The 19,400-nt window shown below is 41.3% G+C and carries 17 protein-coding genes; 8 read left to right on the forward strand and 9 right to left on the reverse strand.

All coding sequences use genetic code 11. The annotated features are described in order from the left end of the window. Positions 1–264: 264 nt before the first annotated feature. The gene (locus DI077_RS13240; RefSeq protein WP_135354879.1) at positions 265–1,734 is read left to right on the forward strand and encodes a hypothetical protein; all 1,470 of its coding nucleotides are present in this window, start codon (positions 265–267) and stop codon (positions 1,732–1,734) included. Here DI077_RS13240 and DI077_RS13245 read toward each other — a convergent pair. The 9 genes from DI077_RS13245 to DI077_RS13285 are packed head-to-tail and all read right to left on the reverse strand — an operon-like array spanning position 1,731 to position 10,503. Then, entirely contained in the window at positions 1,731–2,615 is an 885-nt protein-coding gene (locus DI077_RS13245; RefSeq protein ID WP_109020344.1) for a DUF4309 domain-containing protein, read from the reverse strand. The two genes, DI077_RS13240 and DI077_RS13245, sit on opposite strands and share 4 nt — an antisense overlap. A gap of 17 nt (positions 2,616–2,632) precedes the next feature. Further along, positions 2,633–3,115, reverse strand: coding sequence for an LIC_11959 family protein (locus DI077_RS13250; RefSeq protein ID WP_109020345.1), 483 nt, complete (start codon positions 3,113–3,115; stop codon positions 2,633–2,635). Continuing rightward, positions 3,116–4,555: a HEAT repeat domain-containing protein gene (locus DI077_RS13255; RefSeq protein WP_242935200.1), complete on the reverse strand. Its 1,440-nt coding sequence runs from the start codon at positions 4,553–4,555 to the stop codon at positions 3,116–3,118. Next, positions 4,467–4,937 (reverse strand): response regulator, encoded by a 471-nt coding sequence (locus DI077_RS13260; protein WP_109020346.1) that lies wholly within the window; start codon positions 4,935–4,937, stop codon positions 4,467–4,469. The genes DI077_RS13255 and DI077_RS13260 overlap by 89 nt, the downstream gene beginning before the upstream one ends. Positions 4,938–4,990: 53 nt before the next feature. Beyond that, positions 4,991–7,498, reverse strand: coding sequence for a glycogen/starch/alpha-glucan phosphorylase (locus DI077_RS13265; protein ID WP_109020347.1), 2,508 nt, complete (start codon positions 7,496–7,498; stop codon positions 4,991–4,993). A 51-nt stretch (positions 7,499–7,549) separates the two neighbouring features. Continuing rightward, on the reverse strand, positions 7,550–8,005 hold the full coding sequence (locus DI077_RS13270) for a DUF192 domain-containing protein (protein ID WP_109020348.1): 456 nt from the start codon (positions 8,003–8,005) through the stop codon (positions 7,550–7,552). A gap of 3 nt (positions 8,006–8,008) precedes the next feature. Beyond that, complete coding sequence (locus DI077_RS13275) at positions 8,009–8,779, reverse strand: enoyl-CoA hydratase/isomerase family protein (RefSeq protein ID WP_109020349.1); 771 nt, start codon at positions 8,777–8,779, stop codon at positions 8,009–8,011. Positions 8,780–8,796: 17 nt separating this feature from the next. After that, entirely contained in the window at positions 8,797–10,161 is a 1,365-nt protein-coding gene (locus DI077_RS13280; RefSeq protein ID WP_109020350.1) for a PP2C family protein-serine/threonine phosphatase, read from the reverse strand. Then, on the reverse strand, positions 10,162–10,503 hold the full coding sequence (locus tag DI077_RS13285; protein WP_109020351.1) for a hypothetical protein: 342 nt from the start codon (positions 10,501–10,503) through the stop codon (positions 10,162–10,164). A gap of 38 nt (positions 10,504–10,541) precedes the next feature. On the opposite strand from DI077_RS13285, the gene DI077_RS13290 reads away from it, so the two are divergent. The 7 genes from DI077_RS13290 (at position 10,542) to DI077_RS13320 (ending at position 19,398) form a co-directional block, all read left to right on the forward strand. Beyond that, positions 10,542–11,570: a hypothetical protein gene (locus tag DI077_RS13290; protein WP_135354880.1), complete on the forward strand. Its 1,029-nt coding sequence runs from the start codon at positions 10,542–10,544 to the stop codon at positions 11,568–11,570. 42 nt (positions 11,571–11,612) lie between these two features. Next, positions 11,613–12,941: a hypothetical protein gene (locus DI077_RS13295; RefSeq protein WP_109020353.1), complete on the forward strand. Its 1,329-nt coding sequence runs from the start codon at positions 11,613–11,615 to the stop codon at positions 12,939–12,941. Positions 12,942–13,046: 105 nt separating this feature from the next. Then, positions 13,047–14,795, forward strand: a complete 1,749-nt coding sequence (locus DI077_RS13300; RefSeq protein WP_109020354.1) for a HAMP domain-containing methyl-accepting chemotaxis protein — start codon at positions 13,047–13,049, stop codon at positions 14,793–14,795. A 66-nt stretch (positions 14,796–14,861) separates the two neighbouring features. After that, positions 14,862–15,323 (forward strand): chemotaxis protein CheW, encoded by a 462-nt coding sequence (locus DI077_RS13305; protein WP_109020583.1) that lies wholly within the window; start codon positions 14,862–14,864, stop codon positions 15,321–15,323. Next, the gene (locus DI077_RS13310) at positions 15,324–17,105 is read left to right on the forward strand and encodes a chemotaxis protein CheA (RefSeq protein ID WP_109020355.1); all 1,782 of its coding nucleotides are present in this window, start codon (positions 15,324–15,326) and stop codon (positions 17,103–17,105) included. Beyond that, positions 17,102–18,151 carry a protein-glutamate methylesterase/protein-glutamine glutaminase gene (locus tag DI077_RS13315; protein WP_109020356.1) on the forward strand — a complete coding sequence of 350 codons (1,050 nt, stop codon included), beginning with the start codon at positions 17,102–17,104 and terminating at the stop codon, positions 18,149–18,151. Before DI077_RS13310 ends, DI077_RS13315 begins: the two co-directional genes overlap by 4 nt. Beyond that, entirely contained in the window at positions 18,148–19,398 is a 1,251-nt protein-coding gene (locus DI077_RS13320; RefSeq protein ID WP_109020357.1) for a hybrid sensor histidine kinase/response regulator, read from the forward strand. The genes DI077_RS13315 and DI077_RS13320 overlap by 4 nt, the downstream gene beginning before the upstream one ends. The last annotated feature ends 2 nt before the right edge of the window (positions 19,399–19,400 follow it).

Raw genomic sequence — 19,400 nt, forward strand, 5'->3', positions numbered from 1 at the left:
TTTTTTCGCATTTTTTATCGGTTTCTGCATCTAATTTACCAAATACCTGGGACAAAATACCTTCGAGTGATTCTTTTTCTTAAAAAAAAATAGATTTTGTCACCTTTTTATCTACAAATCAAGACTTTTTAGCGCCATTTATCAATTTATTTCTCCTTCTTCTTTGTGAAACGGGAAAAATTAAGGATAACTATTTGTATTTTAGCATTCTTTTATCTGTATTTTTTTGGAAAAAATTTATTTCCTGAAACAAAAGAACCCGTTTTGACCACCCAAACCTGGATGAAAGAAGGATTCTCCTTGAGGGAATCCATGCAATTGGCTTCCGAGTTCCAAAAAGGAAAAGAAGAGTTCCGAAAATGGATTCAAACAAAGCAAAAGAAAGAGCAAAGTCGAATACATATCATATTAAAAAAACATAATATTTCATTGTATTCGAATGTTGCCCGGGAAAAAACACATAACAATAAACAGTTGAAAGAAAATTCGGATCATCCGAAATTGCAGGAAACCTCCGGACCTACTCAGCTGGAGAAAGATTATTTTTTCATCGGAGGGAGTTATCAAAATTTGGACACTCGTTATCTACCCAAATCGGAAAAGAATCATTCTGGATTTTATGTGGGTAGAAAAGGAGAAGATCATAAAATCATTCTGGAAAAAAGAGATGAACGGTTTTCAGGAAGTCTTAGTTATTTTTTTTCCTATTTTCAAATGAATTTGGGAAACAGATACAAACCCATTCCTCATTTTTATTTTGCAAAAGATCCTGATTTTTATTCCGCGTTTGACAGAACCGATTCCCCTCTCACCCAACCCATACTCAATTCCTATTTTTTGGGAATCAATTCCAAGAAAAAGGAAGCAGGCCATAAATTCGGAATTTACCATTCTCAAGCGGTTTCCCCCGAGCCGGGGATCTATTATACTTCACCTAATCAATCTTATTCGTTTACCTGGGCACCGTATTCCCGAATAGGAAGCATCTATATCAATGATTCCTATAAAAATCTACTGGGTTGGGACAGCAATCTGCAAGGAGAAGCCATGGGTAGAACGGATCAGTTCTACGGATTTTTATACGCACGTTCCGAAAAAAAATCCTGGGAATTGAGTGCGGATGGAACTCTTTACCGGGATTTCAACGGAGTTCTTTCCCTTCCGATGCAGAATATGGTTGACCAAACAGGAGTTAGACAAGATCTGCAATTCGGACGGCTTCGATGGAAAAAATATTTTGTATTGGAGGGATTGCAGTCCAAAGAAGGGCTTCGTTATGAATCAGGTATAGGCGGACATTTTCCGATTCTATTCGGAGACTGGGGAGCCGTTGTATTTCGTTATAGGGATTATACGGAAGAAGGATTCAACCGATTCCACGCAGTCGGAAGAGGGCTATTTTATGAATTCAGAAAAGATAAAAATACGATCAGTATCGGAGGGGAAGTGAGAACGGGAAAACAGCAATTTGAGACCAAACTTTCTTTTCCTCTGCAATACGGATATCTATTGGAAATCAGCGGAATCTACAGAGACAAAAAAATGGAAATGCGTTCCTGGTTTGAAAACTGGAGTTATGCAGCGGACTATAATGTAAATCTTATGGAAAGAAACGAACTCTGGAAATTGAAACTGGTAGGTCCGGAGTTTTCATTAAATCTTAGCTTATCGCAAAAGACGGAAACCGTGACTTATATTTATTATGCAAACCTGCAATTTTTACTAAGGTTTTAATCAACGATCAATTCGTAAACGACCCAACCCTCGAAAGATCTCACATAAAAAAGTTCGTAGTTTTTATTGTCTTTTTTAAATTTATAAACATAACCGGAAACGCTTCCCTGAATCCTCAATTGGGAACCCAGTAAATAAGAGTCATTTAAAGTTGCGACTTCATCCAACAAAGAATTGATTTCCGTTTGTTTATAAAAACTGTAAAATGATTTTTCGACCTGGTATTCTTTTTTGAAAAGAACAAACAAAGGATCGTAAAAAGTCAGATTCGTTAGGGAAAAATAATCCTTCTTACGTGCGGAATCTAGGAACAGGTTGTAATCCGGATAGTCTTCCAAAGTTTCAGAATCCGATTGTTTGTATTCTATTTTGATACTGGATAATTTGTGTTTCACAAACTCCAAACTGAAATTTGATTTTTGATGATAAGACAGATACAATGTATCGGGAACTTCCGCTTTGGTAATTTCATCAACTGCATTTCGTCTTATATCCGGTGCACCGAATACCCGCATACACTCGGTTATATCCTGTCCCAAACCGATTCCATTCAAGTTATGTTCAACAGGAACACCGGAACCGGAAATTTGAATCGCCCAAACGATATCCTGGCGAATATGGTTTGCTTCGAATACAAGATTGTATTGATTCATCTGATAGATATAAGCAATGTAGCCGTCCGGAAATTTATGAACCTTGGTAGGTTCTCCCAGTTCGCTTTTAATGTTTTTAATATTCTGACCTATCTTAAAACCGTGGAGAACAAAATAACTGGGAGCAATATTCGATTTGGGTTTGTCTATCCGGGTCTTTGGCTTGCCTGCGGAACATTCAAGAAACAGAAAAAAAGAAAACGATAGAATCAAACTTTTTCTAAACATGTTTATATCTTACCGGATCAATACAACAGTTCATCGGAAAAAATTTCTTCGTACTTTGTAAGTTTAAAAATGGGAATCGTATGAATGTCGGTAAATTCCTCTTTGTTTGCGGGAAGAACTTTCTTTTCATGAAATGCTTTCCTTTTCCCCCGCGCGTCAAATCCGAAATAATAATAACCCATCCAAACGCCTGTCACACGGTAAGGATTTCCCGGAAAAAGATCTTTTACGAATTCTTCACCGTCCAAATCGAATTTGTTCCTTCTGTATTGGTAATGAATTTCATGCCCGTTCCAATCGTAAAAGACTACAAAATCCCCTTCCTTTCCTTTATAATATAACTTCCATTCTACGGGGAACTGATTCGTCTTTGCCCACTCTTCTTTTCCCTGAAGGATTCTTTTTTCGGAAAGAGAAATAGAACCGGAATATTTTCCTTCTTCCGTAGAAAGAGGCAAAACATATAAGACTAAAAATAAAAATCCGAAAACCCGGTTCATCTATTTCTCATTCAAAGGATCTTTTTCCTGAGTCTCTTTAGGATCAGGCTCCAACTCTTCCTTGATTTCCTTTCCCTGGATTTGATCGATCGCTTTTTTTGCCGCCTTCTGCACTTTCGGACTCGGATCTCTATCTTTTTTGTATTCCAATAATTCCAAAGCGGCAGGGTCTTTCATATTACCCATATGTTCGATCGCACGAAGGCGAACCATTGCGTCATCATCCCGGGCAAATTCGTTCAATTCCTGGAAGATTTCCTTATCTCCCATTACCACCAATGCACCGATCGTATAAATTTTCAATGACTGCGCCTTTTTGGCGTCCAGTTTTCCTGCCGTTTTTTTAAGAGAGTCCAATAATTCGAATAATTTTGGTTTGGCTGATACGGATTTCAATTTCCCGAGTGAATTGATCGCATAACAACGGAGAGTGATCGGTTGGGATTCGTCAAATGCGGCTTCCTGCAGCATGGAATCGGCATTCGTATTTCCAACGGCACCGAAATAGAGTGCTATTTGCGCCCTCATATCAGGATGATTGAATTTTTCCTTGAATTTGGTTTCCAAAAATCCGGACGCATCCTTTCCACCGGGAAGGTCTGAAAGAGCATTGATATAAAGAGTGGTTGCATTCGAATTTTTGGCAAAATCTTCTTTTTTCAACTTTTCAATCAACGGAGAAACTGCCTCGGTTAACTTCAGTTTTTTGGCAGTGGAAACAGCCTGTTTGGAAACGTCTTCATTCGGATCTTCAAACAGAGAAATGATTGTGGCTTTGTTTTCCGAAAGACCTAGCTCGGAGACAGTACGAAGCATTACCACCTTCATACCCAAATCCTTTTCCACTTTCAACATCTCCGCCAATTGAATGTGCAATTCTTTGGAATGTTCCTTGGAAAATTTCAAAAGTTCGAATAACGCCTGTTTTCTTTCCTGGGAAGTTCCGTATTTCAATACCTTGGAAAGAACATCCCTTTTTTTATCCAGTTGTTCTTTGGTGAGTTCCTTCTTTGCGGGCACCGTCGAGGTTGCCTGAACGGGAGTCGTCACAGTTGTAGCAGGTGTTTCCGTTGCGGTAGGTTTTATATCCGAGGTAGATTTTTTCGAATCGTTCGTGTCCGTGGTCGAAGTTTTGACTTCGGTTTTTACCGGAGCGATTTCTTCTTTTTTGGGAACGGCCTCTTCTTTAGAAGTTTGTTTCGGAACAATCGGTTCCGAAACGGTCTGATTCGAAGTAGTTTTGTTAGTTGATTGAACTTCTTTTCCGGATTCTTTTTTTACCGACTTTTTCTTGCTAGGTTTTGCAGAAAGCCAGGAAAAAGAAACGGATACCAAAAGAAGTAGAATTAGATTAGCTGTTAGTCCCTTCCAATTCCATAATGCGCCGATTGAGCGCTTGAATAAGATGTTGGTTTTCGAGATTTTGTCTGAATTTTTCAAGAAGGTCTTGTATGTCCCTGGACAATTCCTCGATGTTCCATGGTTTTTCCACATACCTACTGAGTCCCCCGTGATTGATGGCATAGATCGCAGAATCCAAACCAGCTTGACCGGTAAGAAGAATCTTGATGGCATCAGGAAGTTTTTGATGCACCTGCTCCAAAAACTTGTCCCCTTTCATCCCTGGCATCACCTGATCGGAAACAATGAGTTCCACGATGTCATTCCCCGATTGAATTTCATCAATCAAAGAGAGCGCCTCTTCCGCACTACTCGCCGTTTCAATCGAATGGGAATGCCCAAAACGAGAAGCAAGTTGTTCTGCCAAAGTTTCTAATACCGATACTTCATCATCGACACAAATGATATAACCTTTACTCATTATGGTAACCCTAAGCGATATTGAACCGGTTTCATAAAATGTCGACCCTCTTTTTAATCCAACTTATAGCTAGTTTGCGGAGGAACTGTGGACAAAAGAGGAACCTTCCAAATATCTTTTGCGTATTCCCGAATGGTTCTATCCGACGAAAACTTGCCGGCCCGCGCTACGTTTAAAATCGCCTTTTTGGTCCATTCTTCCCTGTTTCGAAAATCCTGAGCTACTTTTTTCTGCATCTCATCATACGCTTTAAAATCAGCCATCAAAAGATAAGTGTCCGTATAAAACAAGCTATCATGAATCGGCATAAAAATGCCCAATTCGTTCTGAGAGAAAAAATTTTCTCGAATCATTCTGAGAATACGACTCATATCCTCGTTTTTTTCGATCCAATCCCGGGGATTGTATCCGGATTGTTTGGCGGCAAAAACTTCTTCCGTTTTCAATCCGAAGATATAGATATTCTCTTTTCCCACTTCTTCCAACATTTCCACATTGGCACCGTCCAAAGTTCCAATGGTAAGGGCACCGTTTAACATGAATTTCATATTGCTCGTGCCGGATGCTTCCGTTCCCGCAGTTGAAATCTGTTCCGAAAGATTAGTTCCGGGAATGATTTTTTCCGCCAAGGATACCCGGTAATTCGGCAAAAAAACAACCTTTAGGCGACCCGCCACGTCTTTGTCATGATTTACAATGGAGGCAACATTATTGATCAGCTTGATGATGAGTTTCGCCATATAATATCCGGGGGCCGCTTTTCCTCCGAAAATCACAGTGCGTGGAGTGATCGTGATATTCGGATTTTCTTTGATCCGTCTGTAAAGAGCGATGACCCGCAAAATATTCAAAAGTTGTCTTTTGTATTCGTGAAACCGTTTTACCTGCACGTCAATCATGGAGTCCGGATCGATTACGATCCCTGTATCGCCTTTGATGAGTTTGGCGAGATTCTGTTTGTTGACTTGTTTCACTTTTGCCCAGTCGTTTTGAAACTCAACATCTCCAACGTGATTTTCCAAATCTCTTAATTTTTCAAGATCGGTAGCAAAGGAAGGCCCGATTTTTTTCGCAATCAAAGACGTCAAATTGGGGTTAGACTGAATTAGCCATCGTCTGGGTGTGATACCATTTGTTTTGTTATTGAATTTGTCAGGGAAAATCTTATAGAAAGATTTAAAAATCGTTTTGGTGATGAGGTCGGAATGTAATGCGGCAACACCGTTCACTTTGTTCGCACCTACCACTGCCAGATTCGCCATCCGAATCCGTTTCTCATTTCCTTCCTGGATGATACTTACTTCTTCGATTTCCGTTTCGTTCAGTTTCCCCGATTTTCGAACCTCTTCCAGAAATCTATGATTGATCTCGTAAATGATCTGCATATGTCGGGGCAGAAGGGTTTCGATCAGACTCACCTTCCAGGTTTCCAAAGCTTCCGGTAAAACGGTATGATTGGTATAAGAAAATATCCTGGTGGTCAGATCCCAAGCCCTGTCCCAGTCCCAATCTTCGACATCCAATAAAATCCGCATGAGTTCCGAAATCCCGATACTGGGATGGGTATCATTCAATTGGATTGCAATTTTGTCGGACAGATGTTCCAAACTAACATTTGCTTGTTTGTGCTGCGAGATGATGTCCTGAAGGGAAGCACAAACCATAAAATACTGTTGTTTAAGCCTAAGCATTTTACCTTGTTCCGTCGTATCGTTCGGATAGAGAACTTTGGAAATATTTTCGGAAATGGATTTGTCCTGAACCGCTTTCATATAATCGCCGTGGTTGAAATAATCCAAATTGAACTCTTCGGAAGATTTGGCAGTCCAAAGGCGGAGATAATTCACCGTACTCGTGTTAAATCCAGGCACGGGGCAATCGTGTGCGCTTGCGAGAACGGTTTCTCCGGGAATCCATTGGTATTGTAATTTTCCTTTGCCGGTGATATGAGTTTCCGTGTGACCGTAAAAACCTACCGAAAAAGTGATATCCGGGCGAATCACTTCGTAAGGAACTCCGTCCGCATCCCAATGGTCAGGCATTTCCAACTGAGATCCGTTAGCAATGATTTGGTTGAAAATTCCGTAATCGTATCTGATTCCGTATCCGAAACCGGGGATATTCAAAGTCGCCATCGAATCCAAAAAACAAGCGGCAAGTCTTCCCAGACCCCCGTTTCCAAGTCCTGCGTCCATTTCGAATTCCAAAATGGATTCCAAATCGAATCCGAAACTGCCTATCATCTGTTTGATGATATCGTAAAGCCCCAAATTGATAAGTGCGTTCATCAAAGTGCGACCCATAAGAAATTCGAGGGAGAAATAATATATTTTTTTGGGGTCTTCTTTCCTGTAACGTTCGTTAGTTACATTCAAACGGTCGATTAAAAAATCCCTGACCGTATGACCCAATGCTTTGTAGATGTCGGCATTTCCGAGTGTGTATTTGTTTTTGCCGATCGTATATTCCAGGTGGTGGGCAAATTGTTTTTCTAAGGAAACTAAGTCTGCTTTCTGTTCTTCGGAAAGTAATGTGATGAGGCGATTATTTTCTACGATCATGGAGGAGAAGTCTAACCCCTCCCTGACCGCTTTCAAGTAAAAAGAGAGGGATTAATCCCTTGCGGAAATTTTCTTTTCCAAAATCAGAATGGCGTCTTTTCCGATTTTGTTTTTGGCAAACCAACCTTGGTTCACTTCCAAGGCATATTTGGCCGGATTCAAAGAATTGTAGACCTCTGTGGTTTGGTTGGGTTTCATATCGTGGGTTTCCAAAAGCCTCAAATCTTCTCCGAAATAGCCGACTGTCAGAGGAATTAACGTGTTTTTCATCCAAAAGGAAAGGTATTCCGCTTTGGGAAAAACGAATAACATCCCTTCATCTTCCCCCATTTCCTTTCGGTGCATAAGCCCCACTGCCCTGGAACTAGGATTGTTTGCCACTTCCAATTTCAGAGAGCGGTTTCCGATCGAGGCAAAGATAACATCCGTCTGAACCGGGGCGGATTCCGTCCGACCGCAATTCACCACAAACCATAGAATGAAAATCAATGTTATCCGAGCTTTCATGACCTAACCTCCGAAATTCGGCTTTCTTTTTTCGAGAAATGCCCCGAGTCCTTCTTTGGATTCCGTATTCGCAAAAAGGCCGCCGAACAATTGTTTTTCCCAGTCCATTCCCTTGTCAAGCGTTGCTTCCAATCCCTGACGGATTGCGGACTTTGCAGCCTTAATGGCGAGAGGCCCCCTGGTAAGAATAGTAGAAATCAATTTCTCCGATTCTGCAATCAATTCCTCGGGAGCTATGATTTTATTGATAATTCCCAAACGATATCCTTCATCCGCGGTAATCATATCTCCACTGAAAATAAGTTCGCTTGCGCGTCCCACTCCGATGAGTCTCGGTAATCTTTGCGATCCTCCGAATCCCGGAATGAGTCCGAGAGATACTTCGGGCAGTCCTAGCTTTGCACCCGGAACCGCATAACGAATATCACATGCGAGAGCAAGTTCGAGTCCGCCTCCCAAAGAAAATCCGTTGATCGCTGCGACGGATACGAGAGGAGATAATTCCAATTTTCTAAACACGGATTGGCCTAAGTCGGAAAATTGATTTCCTTCTTTTTCTCCGTATTCTTTCATCTTGGCAATATCGGCACCCGCGACGAAGGCTTTTCCTTCACCGGTCAGAATAAAAGCGCGAATGGAAGGATCGGATTCAAGCGTTTTTACAGCTTCCCCTATCTCGGTAATGAGTTCCGCATTCAATGCGTTCAATGCTTCGGGTCTTTTGATCGTTACCAAAGCGTAATTGGTTTTTTTTTGTATTTCTAAAAAAGGCAAAATGGATCTCCGTTTGTTTAATCTACTTCTAATAATAAAAACATAGTATCATCGGCAAATGCTTCAATTCCAAATTCCGATTTCAGTTCCTGTAAAATTGCATCTTCCAATTCGTGTAGTTCGGTCAAAGCTCGGTTTTTATTGAGGATTTGCAAAAAACCCTCCGCTCCTAATTCTTCCCCGCGCGAAGTCACGGACTCAATCAAACCGTCCGTATAAATCACAAACCTGTCTCCCGATGCAAAGCTCAGTAATTTTTCCTGAACGATGGGAGAACGGATATTGAACCCCAGGATGGCGCCGTTGGTTTCAATCTCGGAAAAAAGATCCGCCTTTGGTGCGTGGATCAGATAAGGATGTCCTGCGTTTCCTATATTTAATCTTTTTTCTACAAAATCAAAAAACAGATACACTGCAGATGCATGGTATTTGTTCAGATCTTTGGCCAATCTTTCATCCAGGTATTCCAATAATTTGCCGGGAGAAAGTTTGAAACGATAAGGAATCGTAGAAACCAAAACCTTCATAATAGAGGCAACCATCGCGGAAGAAATTCCATGTCCCGCAACATCGGTCAGAAACACTCCAACGTTTCCTTCCCGGAGTTGTACAAAATCGAAAAAGTCACCTCCGATCAGATTCGGATTTTTTCTATAGTATTTGTATTTGATGCCGGGGATTTTCAGATCTTTGGGAAAGAGTGCATCTTGTACTTTTTTTGCAAGTTCCAACTCCTGCTGCATGTATCTTCTTTCTTCGGATAACTTGTATAAGTCTGAGATGTTCTTTCTTTTGTTTAAAATAAAAACGCTTCCTATTAACGCAGATCCGGTAAAAATAAAAATAGGAAAGACCCGTGAGAGAAGAGAAGTCGACTCGACTATGTTTGCCGGTATAAAATAAATATACACCAAATGAAAGAATACAAAATACACTCCCCCGTAAATACAACTCAAACGATCCAGACGCAAACTATAAAGCAAAACGGGAACACTCATTGCCATCAAATAGGCGTTAGAGAGATAAAAATTTTCCAAACTGGGGGCGCGAACTAATGCGGAACATACAGCCGCATAAAGCAACGCGTCGGAAACAAACCCGCTGAAAAAAATGATAAATCCCAGTTTGTTTGTCTTCGCATAGTTTTGCGAAAGCAAAACAAGTCTAGCGATTGTGATCCCGAAAAGATAAGGGAGCATATCCGGGATAAACGAAAAAAACGGAGGAAGGATAAGTAAAAAATAAGTACTGAAATGAATTAAAAATGCGTATAGAATATAAACCCTATCATACTTCAGCTCTACTAACTGGAACACTTGCGTATCGGATTGACTCGGCTGTTTGAATAGATCGTGAAAATAACGAAAAAAAGTCTGAGACAATTATGGTTCTCCCCACAGCAAGCTACGAATTTCCGAACCGATTAGGGTTATGGTGAAAGCCTTTCCAGAGTCAAGGTAATTGTCCAATGTATTCGCAAGTTCGAGAGCTTTTTTCTCATCTTCCATTCGAAAGAAAAACGGATGGGAACTCGCTTTGTAGTTGTAAGGAAATCTCTCCGAGACAAGAAGAGTCACCCGGAAATGATCCGTTCTTGCTTCCAGCACGATATGGCTCACCTCTTTTCGGGAAAGCACCCTGGTAGTCGGCAGCCGGTTCCAAGGGTTCGATTGGGAAAGAACCGGCAGAAAAAGTAAAAAACTTAGGAAAACCAGCCGTGCCATATGTTAGAATTTTCGGTATTTCAGGTGAATCGATCCATATGAAAAATATTTTTAAATCCATTCTAATCGGAATCTGTCTCACCGGTTTCCAATGCAAGCCCCATCCTCCCCACTTCGATCTCAATCCTTATGCCGACTGGAGCTTGAATGACCCTGGGTTGCAGCGAAGTTCCCTTTCTTTTCCTTTGGCACCGACTTGGGACGCCAGAGTCAGAACTTTGGACAAAGTCCACACCCAAACCTTGGTCAGTCTGAACAAAATCGACGGGTATGAGGAAATCCCGGAAAAATCCGACAAGGAAGAATTGTTTGCAGCAAAACTCGCATTAATACATAAAAGTCTTCCGGAAAAAGTTTCGGTTCTGATGGATCGCTACTTGTACGGAATCTACTTTGTAAAAAACCTAGGGACCACAGGTGTAACAGGAATTATACGATACAACAAGGAACCTATAGGAGGGATTGTATTTTTAGATACCGATTTTTTAAATCGAACTGCAAATGATTGGGCAACCTTCAAAGAAAAATCTGTTTTCACGGAACCGGAAGGAAAACAGATCCGTGTGATTTTGGAGAAGGAAGAAAACAACACTGACGTTGCCGCTCTCGAATTCATACTCCTGCATGAATTCGGACATATACTTGCCACTGTAGAATCCCATGCACCCGATTACAGCGAAACGAAGCGGGATTATAGAAATTTGCCTTTTTTCAAAGGAATCTGGATCGGAGAATCCGTCTCGGAATTCGACGAAGACGATTTTACCGAAAGAAAAAAAATAAAATTCTACGGTAAAGAAAAAATCAACCTGATCCCGGAAGGATTGAACCTTTACAAAAAACTTCACGACTTGCCGTTTGTCACTTTGTATGCAGCTACCAATGCGGACGATTCGTACGCAGAAGCGTTTGTTTCCTATGTCCATATGGTTTTGCAGGGTAGACCGTATGAAGTTCAACTTACCGAACCGAATGCAAAATCGATTATTTTCAGAAACGGAATTTTAAGAGACGAAGGCGAACAATCCAGGAAATTTTTTGACAAAATTCTAAACACAAAAGAATAGATTACTTGCCAGAATTCCGTATTCATTTAGGCTTGCTCTCCTATGCGAAAGTCCCTTTTTCCGGGTTTTGTTCTATTATACAGTACATTCACCTATCCCGTATTTGGTGAAACGGACAAAGAAAAGGAACCAAAAAAAGTAACCGTTGAAGCTTCCGCGGAAATCGTTTCCGACTTCCTCTGGAGAGGGATTTCCCTTGCCGGAGAAAATTTGCGAAGAAGAAACGGAGAGTCCTATTCCTCTCTCACCTACGCACCCGCACTACAACCTACTATCAATATATTCTCTCCTGAAAAAACCTTTCAAATCCAATTATTCGGAAATTTCCAATTAACCGATCGCGGCGACAAGGATTCGGACAAAAGATTATTTCAATCCACATCGGGGGGAGTCGGCCCATCTTACATAAGTGAAGAATCGAAATATTGGGATCCTTACAATCAGGACGCTTGTGCACAAGCAATGCAAAGCCAGCTAACGAACGCAAGCGGTGACCTCGCCCAATGCGGAAGCAGAGTTCCCGGGAGAGATGTGAATCAGAAACAGGAACCGAACGGAATGAGGCGTTCCGACGGATTGTTCGTAGTCTTTGCTTACCATTTTGATCCGACCAAATTGGGGAGTTTCTCCGGAGGGATCTGGTTTTACAACACATTTCACAAATCCCCCGCATTCGCGTTGGCAGCACCGATTCAAACCCCCAACCCGTATGCCTCCGGAGGAACAGGGCTCCCGTATTCACCAAATACATTCAATGCGAATAATTCCAACGCGATCACAAGGCTTTCCTGGCATGAATATTTTATTGTTTGGAAATTTCCTTTTTTGAAAGACTACGAACCTACTCTCTCTTTTTTCACGCAATATTCTACGGAAAACGGAGGATACATGGCAGGTAGGAATTATATATCTTTCAGCGTGGCAAGAGAATTCAGAAAAGATGAATTTTTCAGAATCCATCCTTCCGTAAACGTGGGTTATGCGATGGGAAATAACGCAATCGACAATAGAAACGGAATCCAGGATATAACGAGCACTCTTACCTTCTTCTTCGGAGACTTTTTTGTCCGGGGAGGCAATGTCTATCGCCCGGATCTCTATGTCTGGGATACAAATAATGCATTCGGATATGCAGGGGGAGATCCCAACCGGGCGACCTGGAACAGAACTTCTTCCGACGGACTGGTTCCCGATCCGTCCAAAATGTACGGCCCTGCCAATACTTTCATCCTGAACTCAATCGACTCTTTTTCTTCCGGGAATGCCGCTGCCGACTCCGTAGCGAAGATATGGGCCCGGGAAAAATACACTCTCCAGAAAATCCCCCAGATATTATTTTACTTTAGCTTTGGTTATACGCATACTTTCTGAACTTCAGTTCATATCCCAATCAAAAATTCCGATTTCCTTTCTAATTTCTTGACAAATTAAAAATGATAAAGAGAATCTTTCCAACTTTGTGAGGTACTTATTCATATGAAATGGTTTAGCAATCTTAAAATCCGAACCAGGATGTTGCTTGGTTTCTTTACTACACTGATTTTAATGATTCTAATCGGCGGTATGTCTCTTTGGACCACCCAAAAAGTTTTGCATTCTTTGCAAACCGTTTATGCGGATCGGGTTGTGCCCATCAGCCAACTCAAAGATATTTCCGATTCCTATTTGATCGGTATCGTGGACGTTGCACACAAAGTGCGAAGCGGAAGGATGAAATTCGAAGACGGTTTAAAATCCATCGCAAAATCGGAAGAAAAAGCGACCAAGGTATGGGACGAATATATGCTCACCTACCTGGTTCCGGAGGAAAAAGTAATCATCGCAAAGATGGAGCCGGAATTGCCTTTACTAAAGGAGGGAATTCGAAAATTGGAATACATCCTTCGAACGGAAAACCAGTCGGAATTGGACAAATTTACAACGGAAGAAATGTATCCTAAATTCGAACCTTATACACATCATATCGATGATTTAATCCGTGTTCAATTAATCATCGCGGAAAGAGAGTATAAAGAGTCCGAAGCCGATTACAAAGATTCGATATTTTTATTTTTTTCCGTTCTCGGACTTGCCATAGCAACAGTTATTTTAATTTCTTTCTTTCTTTCGGCAGCAATCGCAAATCCGATGAAAGAAATCGTCAACATCGCAAAACAAGTATCAAGTGGAGACCTCGCAGTTCAACTTTCCGACAAACTGTTACTTACCGATTCTCAAATTACGAGTCAGTCCCAAAACAATGAAATTAAGGTTTTGGCATATGCATTTTCGGAGCTGGTGGAATTTATCAAGGAAAGAGCCAGGATTTTGGAAAACATTTCCATGAGTGATCTCACAATGGATGTTTCCTTAAGATCGGAAAAGGACGTACTTGGAAAAAGCCTGAGACTGATGGTGTCCAATCTTTCCGAAATCATCGAAAAACTTCATTTTTCTTCGCAAGAAGTCGACTTAGGCGCGCAACAACTAACAGACGCAAGCACGGCTTTGTCTGGTGCCGCCAGCGAACAAGCAAGTGCCGTGGAAGAAATTTCGGCAACGCTCACTGAAATCGGGAATAGTTTCATATCTAACGCGGAGAATGCGGATCGTATGACTCAGTTATCTCAGATCACCAACGGACAGGCGAGAGAAGGAAACGCAAAAATGGCGGAATTGGTTACAGCCATGCAGGAGATCAGCTCCTCTTTCGAACAAATATCCAAGATCAATAAAGTCATAAATGACATTGCATTTCAAACCAATATACTGGCACTCAATGCCGCCGTGGAAGCGGCCCGGGCAGGACAACATGGAAAAGGTTTTGCCGTAGTTGCGGATGAGGTCAGGAATTTGGCGCAGAAAAGCGCAAACGCTGCGGATGAGACCACTACTTTGATTGAGACTTCTTTGAAAAAAGTGAAATTAGGCGGTCTCGCAACGGACAAAACTGCCGAGGTTCTCGCAAAAATTTCCGAGAGCGCCCAGAATGTAAACCAACTAACAACCGATTTATCTGTGTCAATCAATGAACAAAAATTAGCTATGATGCAAATCTCGCAAGGAGTGGATCAGGTTACTACCGTTACTTCAACGACCGCAGCATCCGCAGAAGAAGTCGCAGCATCCAGTGAAACATTAAAACGCCAGGTGGAAATCATGCGTTCTGTCATTCTGGGTTTTAAATTAAAAGCTCATACTTCCACCGCTTTGGCCAGAATCGACCGCGGACAAATTGTACTCTAGAGAGGCGTTTTTGTGAATTCTAAAATTTTTACAAAAACCTGGGAAGAAGAATCTAATGAAGACACAATGGAAGGTCTGTATCTGACTTTTTCATTGGACAATAGGGATTACGCATTTGAAGTCCGTTATCTGGTGGAGATAGTGGCGCTACCTCCCATCACGACGATTCCGGGAACTGCAAGCTTTCTGAAAGGAGTGATCAATCTCAGGGGAAAAGTAATCCCGGCACTGGATGTAAGATTGCGGTTTCAAATGGAGTCGATGGACTACCACGATAGAACTTGTGCTCTTGTTGTGCAATTGGAAGATCTAATCATCGCACTCATTGTGGATAAAGTAAACGAGGTGATCCGAATTCCAAAAGATCATATTGATCCGGCCCCAAAGATAGGAGATTCGGAAGCAAGCAGGTTTATCATTGCAACGGGAAGAGTGGGAGACGACGTCAAGATCCTCGTGGACTTAACAAAACTTTTGTCAGACGAAGAATCCCACGCAGTCAGACAGACAGGGGCACTCGGAACTTAGATGGAAAGGGATCGCAACGAAGTCATAGAGTTTCTCTCTGAGGCACGGGAACTTTTAACCGGTATAGAAACCGAGCTTCTGCGATTTGAAAAATTAACCAATGCCTCGGAGAACATCGATAGGGAATCTTTGGACACCCTGTTCCGTTATTTTCATACGATCAAAGGAAGCTCCGGATTTTTCGGACTCACTGGAGTCGTAAAAGTTGCACATGCGGCGGAAAATCTCCTGGATTATCTCAGAGTTCATCCCGAATCCCAAGACTTGGAATCTCTGGAACTTTTCATCGAGGCCCATGATATTCTAAAGGAGCTTTTCGATACGGAAGAATCGGACCCTTCCGACGGCGACTTACACAAACAACATCATTGGGATTATTTGCAAAAATTGAATCTTAAAAACGAGCTTATCCGAAAAGACAAAGATACCGATTTTCAACTAACTACAATTAAAGAAGAAGAATTCGAAATCTTTTCCGAAGTAAAGAAGAAAGAACCGGAACCTGAATTCGAGATTTTTCTTCCTCTCAAAAAAGAAGAGGAAAAGGAGCCCGAAAGACCAATCGTCGCAAAACAGGCAAAAGCCGGTAAGAAAGATTTACGGATCGATACGGACAAATTGGACAGTTTATTGGATTTGGTCGGAGAAATCGTAATTGCCGAACCGATGGTTACAAGCCACCCCGACCTAAAACATTTATCCTTTGAGAATTTCAACAAAGCCTCTCTGCATTTGAAAAAACTGGTTCGTAATCTTCAGGAAGTAACATTGAGTTTGCGAATGGTTCCTATTGCGGGTGTATTTTCAAGAATGGAAAGACTCGTTCGCGACACCGCAAAAAAAACCGGTAAACAGGTAAATTTGAGAATCATCGGAGAAGATACGGAAATCGACAAATCCATCGTAGAAGAAATATACGATCCTTTGGTCCATATTTTAAGAAATGCGATCGATCACGGATTGGAAACCGCGGAAGAAAGAAAGGAAGCGGGGAAAAATCCCGTAGGCACAATCGAATTGGAAGCAATCCAATCGGGAAAGGAAGTTTGGATTTCCGCATCCGATGATGGCAAAGGATTGAATAGAGAAAAAATAATCGGCAAAGCTAAGGGGCTGGGACTTTTACGGGACAGCTCAAACGAACTGACTGATAAGGAAGTATGGGATTTTTTATTTCACCCCGGATTTTCCACTGCTTCGGAAGTGACAGATCTATCGGGACGGGGAGTCGGTTTGGACGTGGTTAGAAAAAATGTTACCGCCTTAAAAGGGTTTGTCGATGTTCATTCCAGTCTCGGCGAAGGAACAACGTTTCTAATACGGGTTCCTTTGACGCTTGCCATTATAGAAGGTATGGTTGTCCGAAAAGGAGACGGTTTTTTCATTCTTCCTTGCGTAGATGTGAAAGAAACTTTTTACATTGCCAACGCGCAATTCAGCGAACTTTACAAAAACAATCATATGTTCCCTTACCGCGACGCGATGATTCCGATTGCCGACTTGGACTTGTTATTTGGCAATGATTCCTCTTTAGGAAATTCGGACGATTCCAAAAGTACATATGTGTTGGTGGTGGAATCCGAAGATAAAAAAATAGGCATTCCTTTCGACGAGATCATCGGTAACCAATCCACTGTAATCAAACCGATCTCTTCCATATTCAAAAACATTTCAGGCCTTGCCGGATGTACTGTACTTGGAAACGGACAAGCGGGATTGATATTGGATGTTAGAAAATTAATTTCCAATTATTTCTCCCAGGAATTTCGAGGGGTAAGATGACAGTTCGTAAAGTTCTAATTGTAGACGATCAAAAATCTGTTCGCTCCATGATACGTAAGTGGATCGAATCGGATCCGGAATGGAAAGTAGCTGCAGAGGCGTCTAACCCGTTTGAGGCGAGAGATCGGATATTGGAAACTGGTCCGGATGCAATGACTTTGGACGTTCATATGCCCGGAATGGATGGGATCGAATTTTTAAAGAAACTTCTTCCTCAATACCCATTGCCGGTCATCATGTTCAGCTCCCTTACGACGGAAGGAGCAGGCACGACATTGGAAGCATTGGAAGCCGGGGCCTTCGACTTTTTGGCAAAACCATCGGGCACACCCGAAAGTCTGGAAGAAACGAAAACGGATTTGTTGGAAAAATTAAAATCAACAATCGGCTTCAATGCACAATCGAATTTTTTTCGCAATGCTTCGGTTTCAAAACTCAAGACACAGACACCGCAAACATCTATCTCTACTTACAAAAAAAAATTCATTCTAATCGGATCATCCACGGGTGGAACAAACGCACTTCGTACGGTCCTCTCTAACTTCAACGAACATATGCCCGCAACCCTAGTAGTTCAACATATGCCTGAGAATTTCACTCTTCTATTTGCAAAAAGATTGAGGTCTGAACTAGGGCTTGAAATTCGGGAAGCGCAAAATAACGAACGCATTGAAGCAGGAACTATTTTGATAGCTCCCGGAGATTTCCATCTAACGATTCAAAAAAACGGAAAAGATTATTTTACAAAACTGACAAAGACTGAAAAATATAACGGGCATAGGCCGTCAGTGGATGTTTTATTCGAATCGGCGGAAGCTTTAAAGATCGCAGACCAATCCATAGGTGCCATACTGACGGGCATGGGTGGAGACGGAGCAAAAGGACTTTTGAAACTTAAGAATAGCGGATGTTTGACCGTCGGTCAAAATAAAGAAACATGTGTCGTATACGGAATGCCTAGGGTCGCTTTTGAAATCGGTGCGGTGAATCACCAATTGCCCCTGGATCAAATCGGAGAAAAAATCAAAGCTTTGGCACAATTATGATTCCCCATCTGTTAATATTCGATCCGTCCCGTTCCTCCGCAGAAGTAATTTTAAAGTATATCGAAGAATTAAATTATACCGCAGAACATGCGATAGACGAACATTCCTTTTGGACGTCTTTACAGGAAAGACGTTTTTCCATTTTGATCCTCGAATCTACAAGTATCCCTTCCGAAGGTGATTCTTTTTTCGGAAAACTGAAACAAAACTATCCGGATCTACTGATTATACTTACTGCCGACGAATCCATATGGAGTAATGTTTCCCAATATTTAAACCAACATCGCGCATATGATTTCATACCGAAGCCAGTGGAAAAAGGGAAATTTAAAATCGCAGTCGAAAGAGCTTTCGATTTTTTCATTCTAAAACAAAAAGCGGAAACCGTAAAAGAAGGAGAAAACGTCCTCTTTCGAAAAATGATAGAGATATTCGACTGGAAAAAGTCGCTTACAGGCAAAGAGTCCGACAATATTGCAGGACATCTCATTCACCAAATGAATATTAGTTTGTTCCAGGGAAGCGGAATCGGAACTCTGATGAGCATAGTTAGCGTACTTTTAAGCAAATCAAAATTTGACGAGTCTACATCCACTTATAATATAAATAAAAATCTATTCGAGCTCATTCAGGAAAACTATGAAGCAGCAAGAGGAATGATCGATAGTATGACTGTTTCACAAACGATCATCGATGATTCTGAAAACGTAGAGGACTTTCTTCCTCCTCAGACTTTATTCGAGATAACAAATGAAGAAGTTTCCGATTTGAGTGAGGCGCTTAGTTTAAAAAATCAAAAAATCTCGGTCAGCGGATTACCCAGCGGACTTTCCAATTCGAATTTAAGATGCAATACGGCAAAAATGAAAAATGTCGTAAGAGAATTACTCATCAACGCGATGAAGTATTCCAAAGAGAACGATACAATTTACATTATATTTTTTCTAAAGGAAAATTTTCTAGAATTGAAAATACTAAATCCCGCTTATGAAAATTCGGACCATTCCGTAGGTGTTACGGGGAAACACGAGCAATTGGTTTTCGAACCGTTTTATCGGATTTCTTCCGTTGTAGATGATAATTATGCAAAATACGAACAATTTCGATTCGGACTGGGTTTGTCCTTGGTTCGAAAAATCATGGAACAACATAATGCGAATATTGAAATCTATACAATTGAAAATAATATACGCGAAAATAAAGCAAGTGAAGTTTGTCTTACCTTACGTTTTCCTTTAAAGAGATAAAT

It is taken from the genome of Leptospira kobayashii (assembly GCF_003114835.2).
Classification (GTDB): Bacteria; Spirochaetota; Leptospiria; order Leptospirales; family Leptospiraceae; genus Leptospira_A; species Leptospira_A kobayashii.